The sequence below is a fragment of the Streptococcus oralis genome (assembly GCF_002386345.1).
In the GTDB taxonomy this organism is placed as follows: Bacteria; Bacillota; Bacilli; order Lactobacillales; family Streptococcaceae; genus Streptococcus; species Streptococcus oralis_S.
The window spans coordinates 79,319-105,653 of the sequence record NZ_CP023507.1 but is presented as its reverse complement, the minus strand read 5'-3'; the positions used below and the strand labels follow the sequence as shown (position 1 = coordinate 105,653).

The following is a 26,335-nucleotide window of genomic DNA, read 5'->3' as shown; positions in this document are numbered from 1 at the left end:
CCGAGGGATGGATTTTAGACTATTAACGCACTTCTGCATTCACTTTTTCTTCGAGTGATGCTTGGATTTTTTCCATATAGCGTGCGACTTCTTCGTCTGTTAAGCTATCTTCTGGATTTTGGAAGGTCAAGCTATAGGCCATTGACTTCATGCCAACTCCCAGTTTTTCGCCTGAGAAGACGTCAAAGAGTTTGATATCTGTCAAACGTTTCACGCCTGCAGCTTGGATAGCGTCTACAACTTCTTGATGAGTGACTTCTGCCTTGAGGAGTAGAGCCATGTCACGACTGACTGCTGGGAATTTAGTGATTTCTACAAATGGAGCAGCTGGTTGAAGGGCAGCTTCGATGCCTGAAAGGTTGAGCTCAGCTACATACGTTTCTGGAATATCGTAGGCCTTGGCAGTGACTGGATGCACTTGGCCAAGGAAACCAAGAACTTGGTCGCCGAGTGAAATCACGGCTGTACGTCCTGGATGGAGACTTGCAATCTCAGCTGTTGCTGTATAAGTCACTTCTAGTCCCAAGCGAGTAAAGAGCGCTTCAAGGATTCCCTTAGCATAGAAGAAATCAACTGGAACTGCTGCCGTTTGGAAATCTTTTTCTGCAACCAAGCCTGTTAAGGCAAAGGCAAAACTGTTGATTTCGTTTGGTAATTCTTCTTTTGGATTGCCTGTTTGTTCAAAGACTTTTCCAATCTCGTAAAGAGCCAAGTTTTTGTTCTTACGAGCCACGTTGTAGGCAACGGTATCAAGGATACCTGAGACCATATTTTGACGGAGGACAGAACGGTCCACAGTCATTGGCCACATGAGTTCTGTAAGGTTACTTGGTTGAGCTGTAAACTCAACTGCTTTTTCAGGAGTTGTCAGAGCGTAGGTGATGATCTCTGTCAAACCTGCTCCTTCAGCGATGGTACGGACTTGACGGCGCAATTTTTGTGTCGCAGTCAATTCGCCAGCTGTACCATCATCTTTTGGAAGACTAGTTGGCAAGCGGTCATATCCATAGATACGAGCGATTTCTTCAAAGAGGTCCGCTTCGATGGTGATATCCCAACGACGACGGGGTACGCTGACTATAAAGCTTTCTGCATTGCCAGAAAGGCCAAAGCCAAGACGACGGAAGACATCTTCCACATCAGCATAGGAAAGTTCTGTACCAAGGACGCGGTTAACATCTGCAAGAGTAGAAGAAACTTCCACATCAGAAGTATCAAGCTCTCCTGCTGAAACGATGCCCTTACGCACTGTCGCACCTGCAAGATCAGCAATCATGCTCGCCGCAGCATCAAGGGCTTCGTTAACAGTTGCCACATTGATGCCTTTTTCAAAGCGAGAAGACGACTCAGAACGAAGGTTGAGGCGTCCGCTAGTCTTGCGGATGGATTTACCATTGAAAACAGCCGCTTCAAGGACCACACGACTAGATTTTTCAGAGATTTCTGTAGCTTGTCCGCCCATAACACCTGCAAGGGCAACTGGTTTGTCAGCAACAGTGATGACTAGGTCAGTTTCTGCAAGTTCACGTTCTTCACCGTCCAAGGTCACTAATTTTTCACCAGCACGCGCTTCACGTACGCGGATATCAGTCCCTTCAAAGGTATCCAAGTCAAAGGCATGCATGGGTTGACCAAAGTAGAGCAGGATATAGTTGGTTACGTCAACTACGTTATTGATCGGACGAATCCCTTCGTTCATAAGAAGGTTTTGCAACCATTGTGGACTTGGTGCGATGGTCACATTGTCCAAGATACGGGCTGCATAGTAAGGCGCCTTGTCGGTATCGATACTTACAGAAAGTGCATCTGCTGCAGCTTCATTTGTTTCTGTTAAACTGAATTCTTTGAAGTTAACTGCCTTGTCATAGATGGCTGCCACTTCATGAGCTACCCCACGCATAGATATAGCATCTGCACGATTTGGCGTGATAGAAAGTTCAATGATTTCATCATCCAAGTCTAGGTAAGAGAAAACTTCATCCCCAGGAACAGCATCTTGAGGCAAGATTTGAATACCATCTGCGAATTCCTTCGGTACAACCGAGTCAGAAATACCTAATTCACCAAGGGAACAGATCATTCCAAGTGACTCTAAGCCACGGATTTTCCCTTTTTTGATTTTGTAGTTGTCAGCGATACGAGCTCCCGGAAGTGCCACCATGACCTTGATACCAGCACGCACATTTGGGGCACCACAAACGATTTGACGAGCTTCTTCTTCGCCAACGTTAACCTGACAGACATGCAAGTGTGTTTCTGGCACATCTTCGCAAGACAAAACCTCACCGACGACAATTTTTGAGAGACCAGCAGCCGGTGATTCGACACCTTCGACCTCAATCCCTGTAGTTGACATTTTCTCAGCCAACTCTTGTGATGGCACATCAATGTCCACCAATTCTTTTAACCATTTATAAGATACAAGCATAATTCTGATTGTAAGATCCCACCAAGTAAGACCTTTTCAATTCCTTTCTTTTTCTTCGAGTCAGTCCTTACTATTCTCATCGAGAGAAAATGACTAGGACTGTATAGGACTGTGTTTCAGGTTTCAATCTTATTTAAACTGTTCTGAGAAGCGGACATCGCCTTGATAGAACCCACGGATATCATTGATTCCGTAGCGGAGCATGGCTACGCGCTCTTGTCCAAGACCAAAGGCAAATCCAGAATAAACAGTCGCATCGATACCACTCATTTCAAGGACACGTGGGTGAACCATACCGGCCCCCATAATCTCAATCCAACCTGTTTTCTTACATACGTTACAGCCTTCTCCACCACACTTGAAGCAGGAAACATCCACTTCAACAGACGGCTCTGTGAATGGGAAATAAGATGGACGCAAACGGATCTGACGTTCTTCACCGAACATCTTTTGGACGATCAACTGAAGGGTTCCTTGAAGGTCTGCCATAGAGATGTTTTTCCCAACAACCAAGCCTTCGATTTGGTGGAACTGGTGACTGTGGGTTGCATCGTCCGTATCACGACGGAACACACGTCCTGGTGAGATCATTTTCAAAGGACCTTTTAAAAAATCATGAGCATCCATAGCACGCGCCTGAACTGGAGACGTATGAGTACGGAGCAAGATTTCTTCAGTGATATAGAAAGTATCCTGCATATCGCGAGCTGGGTGATCTTTTGGAAGATTCATACGCTCAAAGTTGTAGTAGTCTTGCTCCACTTCAAAACCATCCACAACTTGGTACCCCATACCGATGAAAATATCTTCGATTTCTTCACTTGTTTGTGTGAGGACATGACGATGCCCAGTCGCAACTGGGCGACCTGGAAGTGTCACATCAATGCTCTCGCTAGCTAGTTGAGCTGCGACTTTCTTTTCTTCCAAGAGCTTAGCTGTTTCTTCAAAGGCTGCCGTCAAAACATCACGAGCTTCATTAACATGTTTCCCGATGATTGGACGCATCTCAGCAGAGACATCTTTCATCCCTTTAAGGATTTCCGTAAGCGACCCTTTTTTACCAAGGACAGAGACACGCAAGTCTTGCATCTCTTTTTCATTTTCAGCAGTAATCTGCTTCAAGCTAGCCAGCGTTTCTTCGCGAAGTGCTTTTAATTGTTCTTCAATAGTTGACATAATTCCTCCATCAGTCTCTCGTAGATAAAAAGAAAACCACATGCCAAAAACTCCACTCGGAGCGTTGACACGCGGTACCATCCGTTTTCATCTGACAAGTCAGACCTTCATTTCTAAATCCATGCGCAAGTGAATTCACCCAGCTTTCATATAGAGAGCTTGCAGTCACGGCTCTCCTCCCTGATATACTTCCCTTGAGTTACTAGTCTTGCGGATTTCTATTCAATTACTACTTAGTTTATCAGATTTTTACCATTCTTGCAAGACCTATCTCACTTCTGCTTGCCTTTAAATCGCCATTGGAAGCGAAGCTTGTCATAGAAAGGAAATTCGATAAACAAGACCCCCAAACCTACACAGAAACTGGCAAGAACATCTGATGGGTAGTGAACTCCCAGATAGACCCGAGATAGAAGCACACTGACTAGGTAGAAGCCAAGGACGATTTGCACAATTTTTCTCCAAACCGGATCTTTAATCCGTTGACTGAGAATGACAATCAGAGTACCTACCATCAAAGTTACAGCCAGAGAATGGCCACTTGGAAAAGAAAATCCCTTCTCCTCTACCAAGTGTAAAATAGCTGGCCGTGGGCGCTGGTAGATATTTTTAAAGGTCACGATTAAGAGACCGGCTAAGGCTAGATTACCCGCCATGAAGTAGCTTTCTATCTTCCACTGCTTACGATAAAAGATAAAGGCTGCGATGGCAACCCAGGTGATGATTACTGGGATATCAATCAAATGCGTAAGCGCACGGAATAGAACTGTCAAATAATCTGGCAAGTCCCCACGAAGAGCAGTCTGAATCGGTTGATCAAAAACGACCAGCGTTTCAGGATAGAACTTAACCATATAGCCAAGAAGGACGAAAAGTAAAAGGGCAAAACTGCCCTTCATTAAAAATGTTTGTTTATCTCTCATAATGTTTTAAGGTTGGTTTCAAGAGGACGTATAACAACCAGAATGAAACGGCAAAGATTACACCCTCAATCAAGTTAAAAGGTAATACCATAGTCATCAAGTAGTTAGAAAGTCCTATAATTTCTCTAATATCAAAGTTGGCAAACTGCGCGTATAAAGGAACCGCATAGACATAGTTGAGAACCAACATGGCAGAAGTCAATCCAAAAGTTCCCGCTAGAGATGCTAGTAGGAAACGAAGGGTGCTACGTTCCTTTTTCCAAATCAAACCAAAGACGATAACAAAAACTCCCAAAGCTACGATATTCATTGGCAAGCCAATGTAGGTATTCACTCCTTGGCTATTCAGAAGCAACTTCAAGAGTGAGCGCATCAAGAGAATTCCTAGAGCAGCTGGCAAATCCATCACCACCAAGCCTACAAGGACTGGCAAGATACTAAACTCGATCTTGAGGAAGGTTGCCGCTGGCAAGAGCGGAAAGTCAAAGTACATCAGCACAAATGAAATGGCTGATAAAATCGCAATGGTCGAAATTCGACGTGTGTTTGTCATAACAGGTTCCTCCAATTTTCTATAAAATCAGAAGAAGTTGGAAAGGATCCCTCTATCTATTCTCACTTTTTATATCCCAAAAGTTCCCTCTCACTCTTTTGAGCAAGCGGTTGCAATTCATCTATAAACTCATTAGAACAGACAAAGCCATTCTTTCGTCTTCTCCCATCCAGACTATACTGTCGGTTGTGGAATCGCACCACATCAGCTTGCGCTCGCGGACTTCTTTAACTAAGATATTTTGGATTAATCTAGGCGTCGCAGTCGAAGATAATACTTAAGTATATCGAGACAAGACAACGAAGAGAAAGCCAAAATAGCTAGTTAAAGTCACCGCCGGTCGGGAATCTCACCCAGCCCTGAAGACCTTTTAATCATAACAAAAAACGCTTGCAAGTGCAAGCATTTTGATTATTTCAATTTATCTGCTTCATAGGTGTGAACAAGCTCAAGACCTGCAAAATTCTGCTGACGGAGCGCTTCATAGACAATCATGCATACGGTATTGGAAACATTGAGGCTGCGAACATGCTCATCGTTCATAGGAATACGGAGAGCTTTCTCAGGATGTTCTCGCATAAAGTCCTCAGGCAAGCCCTTGTCTTCACGTCCAAAGAGAAAATAATGATCCCAACCACTTGCCAAATCTGCTTCAGAATAGACCTTTTCCGCAAATTTTGAAATCAGATAGAGTTTACCCTTCATCTGAGACATGAAATCTTCCAAACTGTCATAAAAATAAATCTCAAGCTTATCCCAGTAGTCCAAACCAGCCCGCTTCATCTTCCGATCATCAATCGGAAATCCCATCGGTTTGATGATGTGGAGGGGAGAATTGGTCGCAGCGCAAGTACGCGCAATGTTACCTGTATTTTGTGGAATCTGAGGTTCAAATAATACAATGTGATTTGTCATTACGGGTTTCCTTTTATCATTGCAAAAAAATAGCCACACTGCCCGGAGTCAAGCTCAGCAAACAGCGTGGTTAAGGCATCGTTAACTTACCTCACAACAGGTTTGAAGTAAATCAGCGAAACTACTTTCTTAGTATAACACTTTCAGAATCATTGTCAATAGAAATGACTTGATTTTTTTACTTTTTTTGATGATATTTTCATGTTTGGTCATTCCCTTTCTGAAAAGGTATAGTAAAAGAGCCAAATCACTTCAAATCGGAGACATCGTTATAGAAATTAAGCAAATGTATCTTCAAAACGTGAAAAAGGCCTTTCTTCCCTTAAAAATCGCCTTAGCAAGTGCATTTTTTGCTAAAAAAGGGTATGATAGTTACATCATGAAAAAGTAGGTTTTTTATATGAAAATTGTCCTCGTTGGTGGAGGGAAAGTTGGTTTCGCCCTCTGTCGTTCACTGGTTGCAGAAAACCATGACGTTGTCCTCATCGAACAAGATGAGGCTGTCCTCAATCACATTGTCAGTCGCTATGATATCATAGGTCTCCTTGGAAATGGTGCTGACTTTGCCATCTTGGAGCAAGCCGGTGTTCAAGAGTGCGATATCTTTATCGCCCTAACCGAACACGATGAAGTGAATATGATTTCAGCGGTACTTGCTAAAAAAATGGGGGCTAAAGAAACCATCGTTCGGGTTCGAAATCCAGAGTACTCCAACTCCTATTTTAAGGAAAAAAACATTCTTGGATTTTCTCTCATTGTCAATCCTGAGCTTCTAGCTGCCCGTGCTATTGGGAATATTGTCGACTTCCCAAGTGCCCTTTCGGTCGAACGTTTCGCTGGAGGTCGAGTTAGCTTGATGGAGTTTGTTGTCAAAGATGCTAGCGGTCTTTGCCAGATGCCCATTTCAGAATTTCGGAAAAAATTTGATGTGATTGTGTGTGCTTTGGAGCGCAACCATGAGTTGATCATTCCCGGTGGTGAAATGACCCTTCAAGATAAGGATCGCATCTTTGTTACAGGAAATCGGGTCGATATGATGCGCCTGCACAATCATTTTAAAGCTCGGACTGTTAAGAGCTTTCTGATTATCGGAGCAGGAAAAATTGCCTACTATCTTGTCGGTATATTGAAAGACAGCCGCATTGACACCAAGGTTATCGAAATCAATCCTGAAAGAGCCCGTTTCTTTAGTGAAAAATTCCCAAATCTCTATATCGTTCAGGGAGATGGGACAGCCAAAGATATCTTACTAGAAGAAAGTGCTCCTCACTACGATGCGGTCGCAACCTTAACTGGGGTTGACGAGGAAAACATCATCACCTCCATGTTCCTTGACCGTGTTGGCGTCCAGAAAAACATCACCAAGGTCAACCGGACCAGTCTTCTAGAAATTATCCATGCACCTGATTTTTCAAGTATCATCACCCCAAAAATCATTGCAGTGGATACCATTATGCACTTTATCCGAGGTCGGGTTAATGCCCAATATTCAGACCTTCAAGCCATGCACCATCTCGCAAACGGTCAAATTGAAACTCTCCAATTCCAAATCAAGGAAGCTAATAAAATGACTGCCAAACCTCTATCACAGTTGAAATTGAAAAAAGGGGTTCTCATCGCAGCCATTATCCGAAAAGGAAAAACAATCTTCCCTACTGGAGAGGATATGCTTGAGGTGGGAGACAAGTTACTCGTGACGACCTTATTGCCAAACATCACCAAAATCTATGATTTGATTGAGAGGTAAAAAATGAATAAAAGTATGATTCGTTACCTCCTCTCAAAACTTCTCTTGATTGAGGCTGTTCTTCTCCTAGTCCCTGTTAGTGTAGCGATCTATTACCAAGAATCCAATCAAGTATTTATCGCTCTCTTTTCTACGATTGGCATTTTAGTCCTTCTCGGTGGTCTAGGCGTTTTACGGAAACCGAAAAATCAACGGATTTATGCCAAGGAAGGGGTCTTAATTGTTGCCCTCTGTTGGATTTTATGGTCTTTCTTTGGCGGCCTCCCCTTTGTCTTTTCAGGACAAATCCCCAGCGTCATCGATGCCTTCTTTGAAATCAGTTCTGGATTTACGACTACAGGAGCAACTATTCTGAACGATGTTTCCGTTCTCACTCGTTCCCTCCTCTTCTGGCGAAGTTTCACCCACTTGATCGGAGGGATGGGGGTACTCGTCTTTGCACTTGCCATTATGGATAATGCCAAGAATAGTCACTTGGAGGTGATGAAGGCTGAGGTCCCTGGACCTGTCTTTGGCAAGGTCGTATCCAAGCTAAAAAACACTGCCCAGATTCTCTATCTGCTTTATCTGGCTCTCTTCTCCCTTTTTGTGGTTATCTACTATCTAGCAGGCATGCCTCTCTATGATAGTTTTGTCATCGCTATGGGAACGGCAGGAACTGGGGGCTTTACCGTCTATAACGACGGAATTGCCCACTATGGTAGCTCGCTCATCACCTATCTAGTTAGTATCGGAGTTCTGGTTTTTGGAGTTAACTTCAATCTCTACTACTACCTCATGCTCCGTCGGGTTAAGGCTTTCTTGGGAGATGAAGAACTACGAGCATATATCATCATTGTCCTAGTTTCTACAGGCTTGATTACGCTTAATACACTCCACCTCTATCAAGGTGTCTCTAAGAGTGTTGAAATGGCCTTCTTCCAGGTTTCCAATATCATCACGACAACAGGTTTTGGTTACGGAGATATTACCAACTGGCCCCTCTTCTCCCAATTTATCCTCCTCTTCCTCATGGGAATCGGTGGATCAGCTGGCTCAACTGCAGGTGGTCTTAAGGTGATCAGAGGACTTATCCTCTCTAAAATCGCAAAAAATCAGATTTTGTCCACCTTATCCCCTCACCGTGTTTTGACTCTACACGTCAATAAAACTGTGATTGATAAGGATACCCAGCACAAGATTCTTAAATATTTTGCTATCTATATGATGATTATTCTCTCCCTCATCTTTATCGTCAGTCTTGATAGCAATGATTTTCTAGTCGTGACCAGTGCGGTCTTCAGCTGTTTTAACAATATCGGACCTATTCTAGGTACAACCTCGAGTTTTGCCATCTTTAGTCCCATCTCTAAAATCCTACTCTCCTTTGCAATGATTGCAGGTCGTTTAGAGATATACCCAATTTTGCTACTCTTTATGAAACGTACCTGGTCTAAACGTTAATGATAATACAATTCCCCTTTTACAAGCTAGTAGAAGGGGAATTTTTCTATTAAAAATGAGAAGACCTTTCGGCCCTCTCCTAGTCTGTTTATTTTTTAAGAGCTTCTTTGTATCGAGCAACTTCTGCTTGATTGGCCCAAACATAGTGACCTGGACGAATTTCTACCATAGATGGCTTGTCTGTCTCATAGTCATGTTGGTCAGGATCGTAAACTTTCAAGACCTTCTTGCGTTCCAAGATTGGATCTGGAATCGGTACAGCAGATAGAAGCGCTTGAGTGTATGGGTGGACAGGATTGTTAAACAACTCCTCTGTCTCCGCCACTTCGACGATAACTCCCTTATAGATAACCGCGATACGATCTGAGATAAAGCGAACAACTGACAAGTCATGGGCGATAAAGAGATAGGTCAAGCCCAACTCTTTTTGGAACTTCTTGAGCAAGTTCAAGACTTGCGCACGCACTGATACGTCCAAGGCTGAAATTGGCTCATCCGCAATAACGAAATCAGGTTCCATCACAAGAGCACGGGCAATCCCGATACGCTGGCGTTGACCACCAGAAAACTCGTGTGGGTAACGGGTCAAGTGTTCTTTCAAAAGTCCAACTTCATGAATCATCTTTTGAACTTTTTCTTTTCGATCTTCTTCATCTTTAAACAAGTGATAGTTGTAAAGACCTTCAGAGATGATATAGTCAACTGTTGCACGCTCATTCAAGCTGGCTGCAGGGTCCTGGAAAATCATCTGGATGCGACGGATCAAGTCTGATGATTCCTTATGAGATTTTTTCCCATTAATTTTATGACCATCAAAGATGATTTCACCTTTACTAGTATTATTTAGACCAATAATGGCACGACCAATGGTTGTTTTCCCACTACCAGACTCACCAACAAGAGAGAAGGTTTCTCCCTTGTTGATAAAGAAGTTAGCGTTTTTAACTGCGACAAACTTCTTACTTCCTTCACCGAAGGAAATTTCTAAATCTTTAATTTCTACTAATTTTTCAGACATTTCCTTCCTCCTAGTCTTCTAGATGAGCAAAGCCCATTTTATCACGAATCTTGTCATGCAAATCTGCAATGACCCCAGGTTTTTCAACTTTAGGAGCATTCTCATGAAGCAACCAAGTCTTAGCCCAGTGGGTATCCGTGACTGAAAACTGAGGTGCTTTCTGTTCAAAGTCAATTTGCATCGCATAATCTGAACGAAGGGCAAAGGCATCACCTTTCAACTCAGTATAAAGAGACGGTGGTGTTCCTGGGATAGAGTACAATTCCCCTTTATCATCAGCAAGCTGAGGCAAGCTAGACAAGAGACTCCAAGTATATGGATGACGTGGGTCGTAGAAAACTTCCTCAACAGTTCCATATTCTACAATTTCACCAGCATACATAACCGCTACCTTATCGGCAATACTTGCTACCACACCAAGGTCATGGGTGATAAAGATAATGGTAAAGTGGTACTCATTTTGCAAAGTTTTAAGCAAATCAATGATTTGCGCTTGAATGGTTACATCAAGAGCCGTTGTTGGCTCGTCACAGATCAAGATATCTGGACGACAGGCAAGGGCAATCGCAATAACGATACGTTGGCGCATCCCTCCAGAATATTGGAAAGGATACTCTTCAAAACGTTTTTCAGCGTCTGGAATTCCGACCTTGTTCATATAGTCGATTGCCATCTCTTTGGCTTCCTTAGCTGTTTTCCCTTGGTGTTTAACGATCACTTCAGTAATTTGACTACCGATTGTATTGATTGGGTCCAAACTTGTCATTGGGTCTTGGAAGATGGTCGCAATTTTAGCACCACGAATCTTCTCCCATTCCTTGTTAGAAGTAAGAGCAGTCAAGTCTTGTCCACGATAGTCGATGCTTCCTTGGGCAATACGTCCATTGTCTTCTAACATCCCTGTAAAGGTTTTTGTTAAAACAGATTTCCCTGAACCAGATTCTCCAACGAGTGCAAGCACTTCGCCCTCAATCAACTCCAGAGATACTCCACGAATAGCTGTCAAAATTTTGTCACGAACATCAAATTCCACGACAATATCTTGAGCAGTCAAAATTACATTTTTTTCTTTTGTCATGTCTACTCCTATCTATGTGTACGTGGATCACTAGCATCCGCTAGGTTTTGACCAACTACGAAAAGTGACAAGGATACCAAGACCAAAGTTGTCAATGGAATCCAGAAGAGGTATGCATTTGTCGTTACGTTCTGTGAATAATCTGAAATCAATCGTCCTAAACTTGGTACTGTAATTGGCAATCCAAGTCCAAAGAATGACAGAAAGGCTTCATACGAGATAAAGGCTGGAAGCATTTGTGATGTAGTCGTAACAATAACAGATACCAATTGTGGCATGATATTTTTAATGACAATTTTGTATGTTGGAGTTCCGAGTGTGCGTGAAGCAAGGTTGTACTCCAAATCACGGTAACGCATGATTTGAATACGTATCATATAAGCAATACCAATCCATGTAGTCACACTCATGGCAAAAATCAAATTCCAGAAACCTGCACCGATAGAGTAAGTCAAAACAATAACAATCAAAAGTGATGGGATGTTATTGATAACGTTGTAAACTTCCATCATGATGCGGTCAACTGATTTTGAAATACCCCAGATACCCCCGACAATAACACCAATTACAAGGTTGATAAAAGTGGCAATTACAGAGATAAGAATTGAATTACGCGCACCAAACCAAACCCCGTCAAACAAGGATTTACCATTGCTATCTGTACCAAACCAATGTTCGGCATTCGGTTTGATATAACGAGCACTAAAATCATTTACTTTACTTACATCGTTAAAATCAAAATCTGAGAACATTGGGTAGATGAAACTCATCAAAACGATTGAAATCAAAATACCAAGCATGATGATAGTTGATTTCTTTTTCAAAAATTGTCTAAAAACAGAACCCCAATATGAGTAGGCGGGAGCATCAATTGCTTCAGAGGCAAAGTCATCGCGTTTTACAAACTGAAATTTATCATTATTCATTGTAGACATTATTTGCCTCCTTTCTCTGTCAACTTAATACGTGGGTCAATAATTGTCATCCAAATATCCCCAATTAAGTAAGAGAAGATTGAGACGCAAGTAAAGATGAAAACTAGACCAACTACCATGTTATTATTTGACGCTTTTACAGAGTCAATCAACATTTTACCCATACCTGGGAAGGCGAAAACTGTTTCAGTAAGAGTAGCTCCACCAATAACACCGATAATAGAACCTGGAATACCTGAAACAAGCGGTACCATGGCATTTTTAAAGATGTGTTTGTTTGAAATTTCTTTCTCAGAAAGACCTTTTGCACGAGCAAAACGAACAAAGTCTTGTGATTGTAAGTCAATCATGTAACGGCGAATCCAGATAGCTAAACCAGGTGCACCAAGTAAACCAAGAATAACTGCAGGTAGTACATATGAACGCCAGTCTCCAGCACCCAAGATAGGGAATGAATCCGGGAATCCAATTGAAGAACCAATCAAACGAATGATATAGACAAGAGCGATAGTTGGAAGAGCAAGTAAGAATGTTAAAGCTCCTGTAGAGAAACTATCAATCCAAGTATTCTTGTAACGAGCCATTGCAGAACCAAGTGGAACCGCGATTGCATACGAAATTGCAAGGCCAATCAAACCAGCAATAGCAGAACTGGTAATCATAGATGGATACTGATAGTTGCTTTCAGTAGCTGTATATGGATCATCTTTACCGTAGTTCGCTACTTCACGCGCATCAGCTTGACTTGGAGATTTATAAGTTCTTGAGTAGATATTGACTGATGATGTTTTCTTACCAGTTGGGAATTGAACTTCAGAAGTCTTGGTTTGTCCTTGTCCTTGTGTGATAACTTGAAGCACAGGAGTATTGGCATAAGTTGGATAAGAATCTCCTAAGTTTAAGTTCACAAAGTTTTGATGAACAAATGGGAATTGACTGTTGAAGTACAAGAGGTATTTATGTTTAGTCCCTGAACCTACCAAAGACCATCCAATAGCTGGATCGTTTTCAAATCGCAAATAACGCTCTAAATTAGGATTTTCTGGATCTTGAATCTTGTTTGTATGGTCAATATCAAGCAAGTTTGCATAGAATTTGAACACACGCTCAAAAATAGGAATTTCACGAGTCGCATAGAATTGTCCGCTCTCTGTGAATACACCCAACGTCCAACCATTTCCTAGTTGGTTGATGTATTTTTCATAGATCGCCTTATTTGTATCATTGGCATCTACTGTTACAGATGAATCCATCGTGCTAGCTCTTTCTTGCAACTCTTTGGTATCGTAGTACTCGATATAGCCCATCCGCTCATAAACGGTATTTTCATAATTGTCCCGTTTATCTGGCGTCGTTGCAATCTTGTTATAGTTGGTATCCTGCTTGAAAATCAATTTCCGAGGAACCATCGTATAAATAATTGTGTAAGTCAAAGTTGTCACCAAGAAAATAGACAACAATGAACGTAATACACGCATAAAAACATATTTTTTCATATTATTTCCTTTAAAATCCCAAAAGAACCTTCTCCTTTTGGAGAGAAAGTTCTGATGAGCATTATTTATTTCACGTGGCTCGCTAATTCTTTTTGAGCTTTTTCATTTGATTCAGCTTTTTCTTTGAGCCATTTTTCACGAGCTTTTTGGTATTCTTCTTTTGTAAGAGGTTTTTCACCAACTTCAGTGTACTTCAAGTAACCTGAGGTTTCTCCTTTAAGACCCGCAACTGAGTATGAAGAAGTAAATGGAATAACTTTAGATACAAATGATACAGCAGTTTCTTTCGGACCTGCCATTACAGGAATTGTCAAACCGTTGTCTGTTAACCAAGCTTGTGCAAGGGCATATTTTTCATAACGTTTTTGAACGTCTTGATTTTCTTTGTTTGCTTCATCAAGTAATTTTTCATAGTCAGACAAACCAAGTTTTTGGATAACTGATGCATCAGTATCTTTATCGATACCCATAATCAAACGAGTATTACCGCCTTTAATCGTGAACTGGTCTAAGAAAGTTGATGGATCTTGGTAATCAGGATTCCATCCAGTTAAGGTATGAATATCCCAGTCTTGTTCTTTAGCTGTTGGAGCACTAAATGAAAGTGGTAAAGCTTCTGCTTGGGTCATTTGTTGAAGATCGATGACAACATTGTCAGCTCCAAGTACGTTTTCAATAGACTGTTTAAGTGATTGAACACGGTTTACAACTGCTGTAGACTCTTGGATTGTTAGAGCATCCAAGTGAATTGGGAATTCTACCCCTTCTGCTTTCAAGCTTTCTTTTGCTTTTGCAAAGGCAGCTTTAGCTTTTTCTTCGTTGTAGAGACCATTTTGCGAATCAGCAAGCGATACGTTTGACCATGTGCTTGAGTTTGTCTTCGCAAGACTTTCTTCTACAAGTTTACCAAACTGTTTGTCCCCAACTTGAAGATCATATGGTGAGAAAGTATTACGGATTGCAACTGCAGCACCATCTGTACCATTTGTCTGAGCTGAGTAAGAATTACGGTCTACCGCAAAGTTAAGGGCTTGACGGAATTCTTTGTTTAGCAAAGCTTTTCTTGTAGATTCTTTTTGGCTATCTGTTGTTTTTGAGGTATGGTTATAAGTTGTACGACCATAGTTCACACTTACAGTAGCGATAGCTGATCCTGGTTCGTTAAAGAAGATATTATCTTTGAACTCAGACGCATATTTTTCGTATGTTGAGCTAGTAGGATAAATACGAGCTTTACTGTATTGTCCTTCTGAGAATCCTTTGGCAACAACATCTTGGTCTTTCCCATCCCAGTATGTAAATTTAATGTTTTGAATTTTAACAGCGTCTTTATCCCAATAAGCATCGTTCTTAGCCATCTCAATTGATGATTTAGCTGTGATTGATTTCAAAACAAATGGTCCATTATACAAAATAGATGATGGATCTGTAGGTGCACCAAAGCCTTCCCCTTTTGATTTAAGGAAATCTTCGTTGATTGGCATCATCACGCCATTTGTTGTTTTGTCATTCCAGAAAGTCTCTGGCTGATTCAATGTATATTCAAGAGTGTTATCGTCAACTGCTTTTACACCAACCGTTGAAAAATCGTTTGATTCACCGTTAATGTAAGCACTAAGTCCTTTGATTGAAGAACTAATAACAGACAACCCTTTTGATTTTCCTTCTACCGCATGTTTCAACCCTGTGACAAAATCCTGAGCTTTAACTGGAGCGTATTCTTCTCCTTCAGCAGTAACCCACTTAGCATCCTTACGGATTTTATAAGTATAAGTCAAACCGTCTTGTGAAACTGTCCATGACTCAGCAATTGATGGTACAAGGTTGCCATATTTATCGTTAGCAAGCAAACCATCTACCGCATTTGTCGTCACAAAAGAAGTAGAATCAACGTTGTTAACAACGTAATCCAATGTTTCAGGATCAACTGAATAAACGTATTTATAATCTGATGCTAATTTTGTATTGCTTGAGCCTGCATTTGAATTTGTATTTGAACATGCTGCAAGCACTCCTGCTGCAAGCATGGTTACACCTGCTACTGCAAGAATCCGACTTTTTTTCATATTTATAAACTCCTCGTTTTAAATTGTGGATATTGAAGATTATACCATAGTTTTTTTAAAAAGTAAACGAATTTTCAGAATATTTTGTCGCATGTTTTTTTAAACATTTGAATCTTATGTTTTCAGAAAAGAAAACTATTGACGAGAAACAATTTTCAAGGTATAATAATAAAAGTTAAGGCGGTATAGCCAAGTGGTAAGGCACGGCTCTGCAAAAGCTTGATCGTCGGTTCAAATCCGTCTACCGCCTTTCAATACCTGAATGAACAGGAATTAACCAAATGAAAAGCTCGTAAAACCGGGCTTTTTTAGTATTCCTAATAAGTGGGGATAACTGTACCTACCATATAGATTTACAAAAAGCAGTGACTCAAGTCACTGCTTTATTCTGTTTCTTCTTCAGGTTCTAGTTCTGTGATTTGAACTTTTACCTTGGTAACACGTCCATTTTTCACCTTATCATTGGTCAGGACGATTTGTTTGTTTTGACTGACCAGTTCATAACTGATTTTTTCAGTTGTTGGAATCGTACCAACACCCGTCAAATAATAACCAGCGATGGTATCCACATCATCGCTTTCTAGTTCAACACCAAAGTAGCCATTGAAGTCGTTAAGATTCATGGTTCCCTGTGCAATATAGGTGTCCTCACCGATTTGATGAACTTCGATTTCTGCCCTATCCGTCTCGTCATCAATCTCACCGACAATCTCCTCCAGCAGGTCTTCCAGTGTGACCAGTCCAGCCATACCACCATATTCATCGAGCAAAATGGCCATTTGGTTTTGGGTATTTCGAAGCTCTTTAAGGAGGTCGTCCACAAAAATAGTTTCAGGAACAAAGAGTGGATCTTGTAAGATCTTCTTCCAGACAATATTTTCAAAGCCATCTGCATAGGCGGCGTTTAGCAAACGCTTGGTATGAATCAAACCAATCACATTGTCCTTATCCCCATCGTAAACAGGGATACGTGAGAAATTTTGCTTTAGAATACTTTGGATAATCGTTTGACTGTCATCCTGAATATCTACCATAAAGGCATCTGTACGAGGCACCATTAGCTCACGAGCCATTAGTTCATCTAGAGAAAAGATCCCCTGTAGCATTTCAATTTCATCTGCATCCAGTGTTTCTTCGCTCTTAGTCAACATGTACTCAATTTCATCTCGAGTCATTTTTTCATCCGCATCATCAAAGGTCATTGGCGTTAAACGACTCAAGAGATTGGTTGAAGCAGATAACAACCAGACAAAGGGACTGACAATCTTTCCAAGACCAATAATAATTGGTGCTGTTCGAATTGCCAAAGCATCTTTCAGATTGAGGGCAATCCGTTTAGGATAGAGTTCCCCAAAAACAATAGAAATATAGGTCAAAAACGCTAAAGATAGAAAACTTGCAATAGCGTAAGCTGTTTCACTATTTCCTATCCAAGATGCAATTACTTGTCCAAGTGTATCTGCCAATTTTGCCCCTGATAAGATCGTGATTAAGGTGATACCGACTTGAATGGTTGATAAAAAGTGGTTAGGATTTTCAAGTACCTTTAACAAACGAATGTAACGTTTGTCTCCCTCTTCTGCCTTTTGCTCCACTCGGGAACGGTTTAGTGACACCATCGCCATTTCAGTGGCTGAGAAAAAAGCATTTAACAGGGTCAAGATAAATAACAATACAAACTGTAGCAACAAATTCTGACTGCTCGGGTCTTCCATAGTCCTTCTCCTAAAATAGTATCTTGTGTTCCATTATATCATAAATTGGCTTAGGAATCACATTATTTTCTAATTTATACAATCACTCCCTTATCAATGACGGACAAGGGAGCAATTTTTATTCCTTTTTTCTAGTTTGTCACCGTGACCTGACCTGTTCGGTAATCAAGTTGGATACCCTTTTGAACATTTGGAATCAGAACGTTGAATTCCAATTCGCCATCTGAAGACTTGGCTTCGATTTGTGAAGCGGATGGAACTAGATCCTCATTCGTAGCATAGTGGAGAGTTACCCGATAACGGACTCTCTTATTCTGGTCTAAGGCTTTTCTGACCAAACTCTCATAGTAGTTCTGACCTGTCGAATCTTCAGCCTGAGCCTGATTGGCCCAAGCTGTCTGGACTGCAATGTTCTTGGGATTGCTGGTAGAGGCATCAAAACCATCCAAACCACCTATCAAGGCATAGCCCAGCAGGTGCCCTCTATCAACTGCATGTGTATAGGCTCCCTTTAGATTCTTAACCTGATGCCATCCTGGTGGCGTCCAGGAGGTTGAGCCATTGCCTGTTTCTTCACGATTCTTATACTGCCGAGTCGCTTTAGATAAGATGGCATTTGCAACAGTTGGAACTGTTTCTTTTCCCACTGTCTTTGTTTTATTATCCGCATAGGGTTTGCTGGAAACCTTGGCATCTAGATTGGTTTTATTGCCATTGACAACAAAGGCCCCTGCTCCATTCCACTCGAGATTACCCTTGATTTGGTTTTTGATTGACTCAGTTAAGACACTTTCAGCTAGCTCCTGACTGGGAGCTTCTGAAGCTTGTTTTTTCTGACTAACCTTGGTTCTAGGGGTGTTTGGCGCTGTCTGCATCTGCTTGATATAGTAGCTTCCAGCAGCCAAGAGTAAGAATAGAAGTAACCCTATCAGAGCTTGTCTTGTTTTTTTGTCCATTTTTCTCCTTATTTCTTTAGAAAAAGACTGGTCTCCCAGTCTAATTTCCTGTAAATTTGCTAATCAATTCCTGCCACTTTGCTGGAGACAAGATTGCCCATGGATCCTGTCCCTTTCCTAGGATGCCATAACCAACCATCAAGCCGATTCCTAAAGCCAGAAAGCCTAGCAATAGTACGATAAAAATCAACAGTAAACGACGGAGTACATAGCGTAAGTTTTTATTCTTCTTCATCATTTGCCTCGATTCGCTGAATCTTCGCTCCTAGCTGAGCCAATTTCTCATGGAAACGGTAGTAACCTCTATCAAGGTGGACTAACTTACCAACAACTGTTTCTCCCTGCGCCACCAGACCTGTCAAAATCAAAGCAGCACTAGCGCGAAGGTCCGTTGATAAAACTTCTGCCCCCTGTAAAGCCTGTCCCCCAACAATACGAGCTGTGTCACGGATAATCTCTGAGTGCAAGCCCATACGGCGCATTTCTTCCAAGTGTTGGAAGCGATTCTCAAACACCGTTTCCACCATAGTGGATTCCCCTTTTGCGACTGTCATCAGGGCTGTAAATTGTGCCTGCATATCTGTGGGAAATCCTGGGTGCGGTAAAGTTTTTACATGAACAGCCTTGAGATTTTCAAGTCGAGAACGAATACGGATGCCTTCTGATTCCTCTGTCACTTCAACACCCATTTCAAGTAGTTTTGAAATCAAGGGGCGATTGTGTTCCCAGACTGCATCACGAACGAGGACATCTCCACCTGTCATAGCTGCAGCCACCATAAAGGTTCCTGCTTCGATACGGTCCTGTACCACATTATGAGTTGTTCCATGGAGTTCCTCAACACCAGTCACTGTGATTGTTTCGGTACCAGCTCCCTTGACCTTGGCTCCCATTTCATTAAGGAGAATAGCGAGGTCAACAATTTCCGGCTCACGCGCAGCATTTTCTATCACTGTCACACCGTCAGCTAGAGTTGCCGCCATCATGAGGTTTTGTGTTGCACCGACACTAGGGAAGTCCATGTAGATATGAGCGCCATGCAGGCGTTCTGCCTTGGCTTCGATGTAACCAGCTGTCTGGGTGATCTTTGCCCCCATAGCTTCCAAACCTTTGAGGTGGAGGTCAATGGGACGACTCCCGATGGTACATCCCCCTGGCATAGAAACTTTGGCATGGCCTACACGAGCAAGGATTGGTCCCAAGACAACGATGGATGCACGCATCTTGCTGACATACTTGTATGGAGCTTCCTCCGTGATATCACCAGTCGCATCAACCTCAACAACATGAGCTTCCTCATCAAAGTCCACCTTGGCATTCAGACCTCGAACCACTTGATTCATGGTGAAAACATCTGACAAGATCGGGACATTCTGCAAGACTGTCTTACCCTTGCTTGCTAGAATAGTCGCTGCCAACAAGGGCAAGACTGTATTCTTTGCTCCCTCGATTGTCACACTCCCGACCAGACGATTATCTCCGCCTTGAACCACAATTTTTTCCATAGCTGTTTCCTTTACTTTTGATTTTATAATAGTCCTCTAAGTGCTTCTTGCCACAGTTGGTACAAACTGATAAAGAATGAACTCAAGATGTAGCCCATCACAATACTAAAGAAGCCTACCAACAAACGAACCTTTTTTGTGTTAGTAGCGGTCACTTTTAAAACCTTTTCCCATCTCACAAGATCCTTCAAAAGGTAAAAACTCAAATAAATAAAGAGTATATGACTACTTAGAGTGAATAATAATTGAACCATTTGACTATTATACCATCTTATCCGCTTGCGCGCTAGTTTTCGATTTTTCTACGAATTAGGGATTGTTTTTAAGGTAATCAATCGCATCCTGCAAGGTCTTAACCGGAACGATTTTCATCTCTGTTTTGATCGTTTTAGCAGCTTCTAGGGCTGTTTCATAGTTGCTTTTCGCATTGGGATCTGCTTTTTTTGCTTCCTCGGTGACTGGATTATCAGGAGCAAAAAAGATATTGGCTCCCTGACGAGAGGCTGCAACCACTTTTTTGTCAATTCCACCGATATCGCCAACATTTCCGTCTCGATCAATGGTTCCCGTTCCTGCAACAATTCGGCCATTACGAAGACCTGGGTCTGCTATCTGAGTGTAGATGGCTAGACTAAACATGAGACCGGCACTTGGTCCGCCGATACCAGCTGTTGAAAAGCGAATTGGAACATCACTGGTCACTTCCGTACGGTCAATCAAGCCAATCCCAATCCCGTTTTTCCCGTTTTCGAGAGTGATAATTTTACCTTCTGCAGACTTGACTTTTCCGTCTTCCTCATAGGTTACCTTGACCGTGTCTCCTAATTGTTGAGAATTGACATAGTCGACCAAGTCTTTTGAACTGTCAAATGTTTTGTCATTAACAGCCGTCACGGTGTCTGCTATGTTCAGAATGCCCTTAAAAGTTGAATTGTCCGTCACGGTCAAGACATAAACTCCCAGATACTTGAGTTCGATATCCTTTCCAGCCGTCTTCAATCCTTGATACTTGGCCATGTTTTGGGACGTTTGCATGTAGAACTGATTGATCCGCATAAACTCTGCATCCGTAGAGCCACCTGTAGTTTCCTTGGCACTTCTAATATCCGTGAAAGGTGTTAACCAAGCATATACAAGATGCGACAGGGTTGCGTGTCGAATACCGACTGTTACAAACTGGTAAGCTCCTGCTTCTGTGTCTTCTGTTTCATTGACTTTTAAAACTTGACGAATATCTTCCGCTCCACCTGGAACTTCTATGTAGTAGGGTAAAGGTACTACAAAGGCTAAAAAAGTCACTACTAGTGCTAGGATGACATATAAGGGCCATCTAGTTTTTTTCTTCATGTTCTAATTCCTCCACAACACTGTTTGGGACATATTGCTGAATCTCCTGACCAAACTTCAGAAGTTCTCTCATGGCTGAAGAGCTAATATAAAGATGCTCTGGGCGACTATATAGGTAAATGGTTTCGATTTCTGGAGCCAGTTGATGATTGTAGTAGTCAAAGCTAGCCTCGTATTGCAAGTCGGTGGCATTTCGCAAGCCACGGACAAGGGTCTTAGCACCCAGTCTTCTTGCAACATCGACAACCAGTTGGTCATGAGAAGCCAGCACCTCTATATTATCTAAATGCGCCACCGCTTTTTCGACTGCTCGTTTACGGTTTTCAACAGGGAGAAAGCCTTGTTTGTGGGGATTGTAGAACACCCCGACATAGAGCTTATCAAAGAGTTTGCTGGCACGTTCAATGATATCCAGATGTCCATTTGTCATCGGATCAAATGAACCTGTAAATAATCCAATTTTATCTGACATAGACCGTCACCTTACTAATCCCATATATTTTTTCCTTCCAGATGCCTAAGCAGGCGATTTCTTCTGGTAGTTCTACAGACTTATCGGTTTCACAGACAACCATGATCTCTTCGGAGAAAAGGTTTCTTTCTGCCATTTTTTCGATATCTGCAACGATTTGTTCCTTGGCATAGGGAGGATCTAAAAAGACCAGGTCAAAGGGACCATTCACTTGCTCCAAGGCCCGTTCAGCCTCCATCTTTAAGAGCTGAAATTTGGAAACTTCCTTGGTCATTTGGATATTTTCAGCGATGATAGCTTGTGCCTTTCGATCCCGTTCCACTAAGACAGCATGGAACATCCCACGCGAGACTGCCTCAATGGATAAGCCACCACTGCCAGCATAGAGATCCAAGACACGACCACCCTCAAAATAGGGACCTATCATGTTAAAGATAGCTCCACGCACCTTATCCGATGTCGGCCTCGTCGTCTTGCCTTCTAACGTCTTGAGGGGGCGCCCTCCGTAGATTCCTGATACGATTTTCATACCGTTTATTATACCAAATTATAGGCAAAAAGAGAAAGAAAACCGAACCTTGCGGTTCGATTCTCTACAAAATATTTTCGTACGTATCGCGAACTTCTTGAGGCCAAACACTGGTCTGAACCTCTCCGATGTGTTTCTTACGAAGAAGGAACATGGCCATCCGAGACTGTCCGATCCCTCCACCGATTGTCAGTGGGAAAAGGCCGTTAAGCAAGGCTTTATGCCATTCCAATTCTAGACGATCTTCGTCTCCTGTAAGAGCCACTTGGCGACGAAGGGTATCCTCATCTACCCGAATCCCCATTGAGGAAAGTTCAAAGGCACAACCAAGAGATTCGTTCCAAACGAGAATATCGCCATTCAACCCCTTGTAGCCATTTTCAGACTCTGTTGTCCAGTCATCGTAGTCAGGTGCACGGCCATCATGAGGTTTTCCGTCAGGCAACTCGCCACCGATACCAATCAAGAAGACTGCACCGAACTCTTTACAGATTGCATTTTCACGCTCTTTCGGTGTTAAATCTGGATAGCGTTCCACCAACTCTTCTGTATGGATAAAGGTGATTTGTTTTGGCAAGATGGATTCGATATCGTAGCGGGCTTCTACGGCTAGCTCTGTTAGACGAATAGCCTTGTAAATCTTCTCAACGGTTTCTTTGAGATAGGCGATATTGCGTTGACCATTTGGGATAACCTTCTCCCAGTCCCACTGGTCCACATAAACTGAGTGGGTCGCGTCGAGCGAATCTTCGTCTGGACGAAGGGCCTTCATGTGAACAAACAGACCCTCACCTTCACCGAAACCAAAACGAGCCAAGGTGTGACGTTTCCATTTGGCAAGTGAGTGAACGACTTCATAAGTTTCATCTGGAATCTGCAAAACCTTGACAGATACTGGATTTTCGACACCTGACAGGTTGTCCTGCATCCCATCCCCGACCTTGCTCAAGATAGGACCTTGAACTTCAACAACTTCTAACTTATCTTTCAAATACTGGGTAAAAGTGTTTTTGACAAAGGAAATTTCTTCTTGTTGATGAATAAAACTTTTCTTCATAAACAGCTCCTCAAAAATTAGTTAAAAGCATTATACACCTATTTCCAAGAAAAGAAAAGAGTAAATAAGAAAAAGTCAGTGCTCTTTTGAACACTGGCTCTGTCATTCATTAATCGTTTCGACCAAAGATACGTAAGATGCTAAGGAAGAGGTTGATAAAGTCTAGATAGATACTGAGAGCCATTGAAATGACCCAACCTGTCGCTACTTGCCCTCGTGACTGTTCATAAACATAGCGAATCTTTTGGTTATCCCAAGCAATCAAACCTGAGAAAACCAAGACCATGGCAATACTAATCATGTAGTCAAAGAAGCTATTGGCTAAAAATAGATTCACAACCATGGCAATGATGAGACCAACAAGCGCCGCCATCAAAGCTCGGCCCATTCCACTCAAATCTTTCTTGGTGAAAATTCCGATTGCCGCCATGACAAAGAAGAGAAGGGCACTGGATACAAAGGCTGATAAGACGGTCCCAGGTGTATAGAAGGCTACGACAAAACTCAGCGTAAAGCCATTTAAAACAGAATAAACTAAAAATACTGGGAGAGCTGCTGGACTATTTTTGGCAGCCATGCTACTTGCAACAAAGACTAGAGCAAGTTCTGCAAAAGTTGCAATAATCAGCCAGAGACGGCCATGCATTAAAAAGTAGACCAATTGGGACTGAAAGACTGTCAACATCAAAGCTGACACGAGAGCTGATAGACCAATCCCAAGTCCCACAAAAGCATAAACCTTAGCGTAAAATTGATTGAGACCTGAACGTTCTTGAATAATCGTTTGATTCATTCTGATTCTCCTTTTTCTATAAATATGTCTTGATTATAACAAAGTTTTTATAAATTAGCTGAAATAAAACATCAAAATACCTGCGGCAACCGCCACATTGAGACTTTCCGCTCGACCTTTCATGCCTATATGAACCAGCTGATCAGCACTCTCAGCCATGACAGAACTAATCCCCTGCCCTTCATTTCCCATGACTAAAACAAAGTTCTCTAGTGAAGAAAGCTCACGATAATCCTTTGAATCTCTCGATAAGGTCGTTGCTAGAATGGGCAAATCGCTCTTCTTTGCCTCTTCTACAAAGCTGGTAAGAGGCATACGATAGATAGGCAAGTGAAAATGACTTCCTTGCATGGAACGTAGAGTCTTAAGACTGTAGATATCTGCTGACTTGTCTGAAACAATAACCCCTGTAAAACCTGCAGCATCCGCCGTCCGAATCATGGTGCCCACATTACCAGGATCTTGAACATCCTCTAAAAATAGATACTTGCCCTGATGGAGATCAGGCAGTCCCACTTCTTCTTTTTGAATCACTGCAACAATCCCTTGAGGAGTTTGCGTATCTGCCAAATCTAGCAAAATCTCCTCTGAAACCCAGATAGTTTGAGGAAAAGCAGCTAGCTGATCTCGATAACTTTCTAGGGCAAAGACCTTTTCAATCGTCACTCCTGCTTGAACAGCTTCTTCAAACAAGTGCCAGCCCTCAATCAAATAAGCAGACTTTCGATATTTTTTTTGATGCAATTTCTTGGCATTTTTTACCACAGAATTGGCTTTTGAGGTTATAATAGTCATAGAAATATTATAACACAATCAAAGGGGTTTGGTATGCAAAAGGTTAGAATGATTGCCCAAGGCAGGGTGCAGGGTGTTGGTTTTCGCTGGGGTGTTTATACTTTAGCTCTTGAAATCGGTGGCATCACTGGTCGTGTCTGGAATAACGATGATGGCACAGTGGAAATTCTTGCTCAGGCAGACTCCTCTGCAACTATGGCAAAATTTATCCAAGAAATCCGAAAAGGTCCGACACCTTTTTCAAAAGTTACCTATCTAGATGTACAAATGAGCAACTTTTCATCCTATTCGGACTTCAAAGTCGCAAATTAGGTCTCTAGAACTATTGTATATTTTACAAAAAAACAGTAGAATAGAGAGGTATAATTTTTAAAGAAGGAATGAAAACATTGAAATCTATTAAACGTTTTGCCCTCTCTGCTATGGGAGTGGCTATGCTACTCGTCTTGTCAGGCTGTGTCCAAGTAGACAAAGCAACAGGACAACCCACAGGATTGATTTGGAATACCATCGGAGCACCTATGGCTGAAGCCATCAAGTACTTCGCTACTGATAAAGGTCTAGGCTTTGGTGTGGCTATCATTATCGTAACCATTATCGTGCGCTTGATTATCTTGCCACTTGGTATCTACCAATCATGGAAGGCAACACTTCACTCTGAGAAGATGAATGCCCTCAAACACGTGCTTGAACCACATCAAACACGTCTCAAAGAGGCAACAACTCAGGAAGAAAAACTAGAGGCTCAACAAGCTCTCTGGGATGCTCAGAAAGAACACGGCATCAGCATGTTCGGTGGAGTAGGATGTTTCCCTATCCTCATTCAAATGCCTTTCTTCTCTGCTATCTACTTTGCAGCCCAGTACACTGATGGTGTAGCTAGCTCTACCTTCTTGGGTATCAATCTTGGTTCACCAAGTATGATCCTTGTCGCCTTCGCTGGTATCCTCTACTATCTCCAGTCACTTCTCTCACTTCATGGAGTAGAAGACGAGATGCAAAGAGAACAGCTCAAGAAAATGATTTACATGAGCCCACTCATGATTGTCGTCTTCTCCTTCTTCGCACCAGCAAGTGTGACGCTTTACTGGGTTGTCGGTGGTTTCATGATGATTCTCCAACAGTTCATCGTTAACTATGTTGTTCGTCCAAAACTTCGCAAAAAAGTTCGTGAAGAATTTGCCAAAAATCCACCAAAAGCAAGTTCATTTTCAACTGGAGGCGGACGCAAAGATGTCACTCCAAACCAAGCAACTGCGATCATGACCAATAAGAAACATAAAAAACGCAATGCTGGTAAACAACATTCTAGAAAATAAGAAAAAGGCTTAGCTGAAAGGCTAGGCTTTTTATGCATCACAAAAGCCCGATGTCTCCATCAGGCTTCT

At 42.0% G+C, this 26,335-nt stretch carries 25 protein-coding genes, 1 tRNA gene and 1 riboswitch; of the genes, 5 read left to right on the top strand and 21 right to left on the bottom strand.

The window, feature by feature from the left end; translation table 11 throughout:
* Positions 1-22 precede the first annotated feature (22 nt).
* The 5 genes from pheT to CO686_RS00550 form a co-directional block, all read right to left on the bottom strand.
* A complete protein-coding gene (gene pheT, locus CO686_RS00570; RefSeq protein WP_096753370.1) occupies positions 23-2,428 on the bottom strand; it encodes a phenylalanine--tRNA ligase subunit beta in 2,406 nt (801 codons plus the stop codon).
* A 129-nt stretch (positions 2,429-2,557) separates the two neighbouring features.
* A complete protein-coding gene (gene pheS, locus CO686_RS00565) occupies positions 2,558-3,604 on the bottom strand; it encodes a phenylalanine--tRNA ligase subunit alpha (RefSeq protein ID WP_096753796.1) in 1,047 nt (348 codons plus the stop codon).
* Positions 3,605-3,876: 272 nt separating this feature from the next.
* A complete protein-coding gene (locus CO686_RS00560) occupies positions 3,877-4,527 on the bottom strand; it encodes a phosphatase PAP2 family protein (RefSeq protein WP_049550076.1) in 651 nt (216 codons plus the stop codon).
* Positions 4,517-5,080: an ECF transporter S component gene (locus tag CO686_RS00555; RefSeq protein ID WP_096753369.1), complete on the bottom strand. Its 564-nt coding sequence runs from the start codon at positions 5,078-5,080 to the stop codon at positions 4,517-4,519. The genes CO686_RS00560 and CO686_RS00555 overlap by 11 nt, the downstream gene beginning before the upstream one ends.
* A gap of 153 nt (positions 5,081-5,233) precedes the next feature.
* Positions 5,234-5,451: riboswitch (FMN riboswitch) on the bottom strand.
* A gap of 40 nt (positions 5,452-5,491) precedes the next feature.
* Entirely contained in the window at positions 5,492-5,995 is a 504-nt protein-coding gene (locus CO686_RS00550) for a tRNA (cytidine(34)-2'-O)-methyltransferase (RefSeq protein ID WP_000181365.1), read from the bottom strand.
* A gap of 400 nt (positions 5,996-6,395) precedes the next feature.
* On the opposite strand from CO686_RS00550, the gene trkA reads away from it, so the two are divergent.
* Both trkA and CO686_RS00535 read left to right on the top strand, forming a co-directional pair.
* On the top strand, positions 6,396-7,742 hold the full coding sequence (gene trkA / locus CO686_RS00540) for a Trk system potassium transporter TrkA (protein WP_096753368.1): 1,347 nt from the start codon (positions 6,396-6,398) through the stop codon (positions 7,740-7,742).
* A 3-nt stretch (positions 7,743-7,745) separates the two neighbouring features.
* Positions 7,746-9,185, top strand: a complete 1,440-nt coding sequence (locus CO686_RS00535) for a TrkH family potassium uptake protein (protein WP_001043426.1) — start codon at positions 7,746-7,748, stop codon at positions 9,183-9,185.
* An 88-nt stretch (positions 9,186-9,273) separates the two neighbouring features.
* Here the strand turns inward: CO686_RS00535 and CO686_RS00530 are convergent, their stop codons facing one another.
* The 5 genes from CO686_RS00530 to CO686_RS00510 all read right to left on the bottom strand — a co-directional run bounded on the left by CO686_RS00530 (position 9,274) and on the right by CO686_RS00510 (position 15,778).
* A complete protein-coding gene (locus CO686_RS00530) occupies positions 9,274-10,203 on the bottom strand; it encodes an ATP-binding cassette domain-containing protein (protein WP_001291311.1) in 930 nt (309 codons plus the stop codon).
* Positions 10,204-10,213: 10 nt separating this feature from the next.
* Entirely contained in the window at positions 10,214-11,281 is a 1,068-nt protein-coding gene (locus tag CO686_RS00525) for an ABC transporter ATP-binding protein (RefSeq protein ID WP_096753367.1), read from the bottom strand.
* 8 nt (positions 11,282-11,289) lie between these two features.
* The gene (oppC, locus tag CO686_RS00520; protein WP_049550072.1) at positions 11,290-12,216 is read right to left on the bottom strand and encodes an oligopeptide ABC transporter permease OppC; all 927 of its coding nucleotides are present in this window, start codon (positions 12,214-12,216) and stop codon (positions 11,290-11,292) included.
* The gene (locus tag CO686_RS00515) at positions 12,216-13,712 is read right to left on the bottom strand and encodes an ABC transporter permease (protein ID WP_096753366.1); all 1,497 of its coding nucleotides are present in this window, start codon (positions 13,710-13,712) and stop codon (positions 12,216-12,218) included. Before CO686_RS00515 ends, oppC begins: the two co-directional genes overlap by 1 nt.
* 65 nt (positions 13,713-13,777) lie before the next feature.
* Positions 13,778-15,778, bottom strand: a complete 2,001-nt coding sequence (locus CO686_RS00510; RefSeq protein WP_096753365.1) for a peptide ABC transporter substrate-binding protein — start codon at positions 15,776-15,778, stop codon at positions 13,778-13,780.
* Positions 15,779-15,957: 179 nt separating this feature from the next.
* Here CO686_RS00510 and CO686_RS00505 point away from each other — a divergent pair.
* Positions 15,958-16,028 (top strand) — tRNA-Cys (locus tag CO686_RS00505).
* Positions 16,029-16,161: 133 nt separating this feature from the next.
* Here CO686_RS00505 and CO686_RS00500 read toward each other — a convergent pair.
* From CO686_RS00500 to CO686_RS00450, 11 genes are all read right to left on the bottom strand, one after another.
* Complete coding sequence (locus CO686_RS00500) at positions 16,162-17,493, bottom strand: hemolysin family protein (RefSeq protein WP_096753364.1); 1,332 nt, start codon at positions 17,491-17,493, stop codon at positions 16,162-16,164.
* A 131-nt stretch (positions 17,494-17,624) separates the two neighbouring features.
* Positions 17,625-18,449: a DNA/RNA non-specific endonuclease gene (locus tag CO686_RS00495; RefSeq protein ID WP_096753363.1), complete on the bottom strand. Its 825-nt coding sequence runs from the start codon at positions 18,447-18,449 to the stop codon at positions 17,625-17,627.
* A 40-nt stretch (positions 18,450-18,489) separates the two neighbouring features.
* Positions 18,490-18,684 (bottom strand): DNA-directed RNA polymerase subunit beta, encoded by a 195-nt coding sequence (locus tag CO686_RS00490; RefSeq protein ID WP_000739701.1) that lies wholly within the window; start codon positions 18,682-18,684, stop codon positions 18,490-18,492.
* Positions 18,671-19,954 (bottom strand): UDP-N-acetylglucosamine 1-carboxyvinyltransferase, encoded by a 1,284-nt coding sequence (gene murA / locus CO686_RS00485; RefSeq protein ID WP_096753362.1) that lies wholly within the window; start codon positions 19,952-19,954, stop codon positions 18,671-18,673. The genes CO686_RS00490 and murA overlap by 14 nt, the downstream gene beginning before the upstream one ends.
* 23 nt (positions 19,955-19,977) lie before the next feature.
* Complete coding sequence (locus CO686_RS00480) at positions 19,978-20,208, bottom strand: DUF1146 family protein (RefSeq protein ID WP_002892633.1); 231 nt, start codon at positions 20,206-20,208, stop codon at positions 19,978-19,980.
* 55 nt (positions 20,209-20,263) lie between these two features.
* Positions 20,264-21,301 (bottom strand): SepM family pheromone-processing serine protease, encoded by a 1,038-nt coding sequence (locus CO686_RS00475; RefSeq protein ID WP_096753361.1) that lies wholly within the window; start codon positions 21,299-21,301, stop codon positions 20,264-20,266.
* Positions 21,285-21,773 (bottom strand): pantetheine-phosphate adenylyltransferase, encoded by a 489-nt coding sequence (coaD, locus tag CO686_RS00470; RefSeq protein ID WP_096753360.1) that lies wholly within the window; start codon positions 21,771-21,773, stop codon positions 21,285-21,287. Before coaD ends, CO686_RS00475 begins: the two co-directional genes overlap by 17 nt.
* Positions 21,763-22,302 carry a 16S rRNA (guanine(966)-N(2))-methyltransferase RsmD gene (gene rsmD / locus CO686_RS00465; RefSeq protein WP_096753359.1) on the bottom strand — a complete coding sequence of 180 codons (540 nt, stop codon included), beginning with the start codon at positions 22,300-22,302 and terminating at the stop codon, positions 21,763-21,765. Before rsmD ends, coaD begins: the two co-directional genes overlap by 11 nt.
* Before the next feature lie 64 nt (positions 22,303-22,366).
* On the bottom strand, positions 22,367-23,359 hold the full coding sequence (gene asnA, locus CO686_RS00460) for an aspartate--ammonia ligase (RefSeq protein ID WP_000747998.1): 993 nt from the start codon (positions 23,357-23,359) through the stop codon (positions 22,367-22,369).
* 109 nt (positions 23,360-23,468) lie between these two features.
* Positions 23,469-24,152 (bottom strand): Bax inhibitor-1/YccA family protein, encoded by a 684-nt coding sequence (locus tag CO686_RS00455; protein ID WP_049550064.1) that lies wholly within the window; start codon positions 24,150-24,152, stop codon positions 23,469-23,471.
* Positions 24,153-24,206: 54 nt separating this feature from the next.
* Complete coding sequence (locus tag CO686_RS00450; RefSeq protein ID WP_049550063.1) at positions 24,207-24,947, bottom strand: TrmH family RNA methyltransferase; 741 nt, start codon at positions 24,945-24,947, stop codon at positions 24,207-24,209.
* A 33-nt stretch (positions 24,948-24,980) separates the two neighbouring features.
* Here CO686_RS00450 and CO686_RS00445 point away from each other — a divergent pair, with 33 nt between their 5' ends.
* The gene (locus CO686_RS00445) at positions 24,981-25,259 is read left to right on the top strand and encodes an acylphosphatase (RefSeq protein WP_001174620.1); all 279 of its coding nucleotides are present in this window, start codon (positions 24,981-24,983) and stop codon (positions 25,257-25,259) included.
* 77 nt (positions 25,260-25,336) lie between these two features.
* Entirely contained in the window at positions 25,337-26,266 is a 930-nt protein-coding gene (gene yidC / locus CO686_RS00440) for a membrane protein insertase YidC (RefSeq protein WP_049501603.1), read from the top strand.
* Positions 26,267-26,335: the final 69 nt, after the last annotated feature.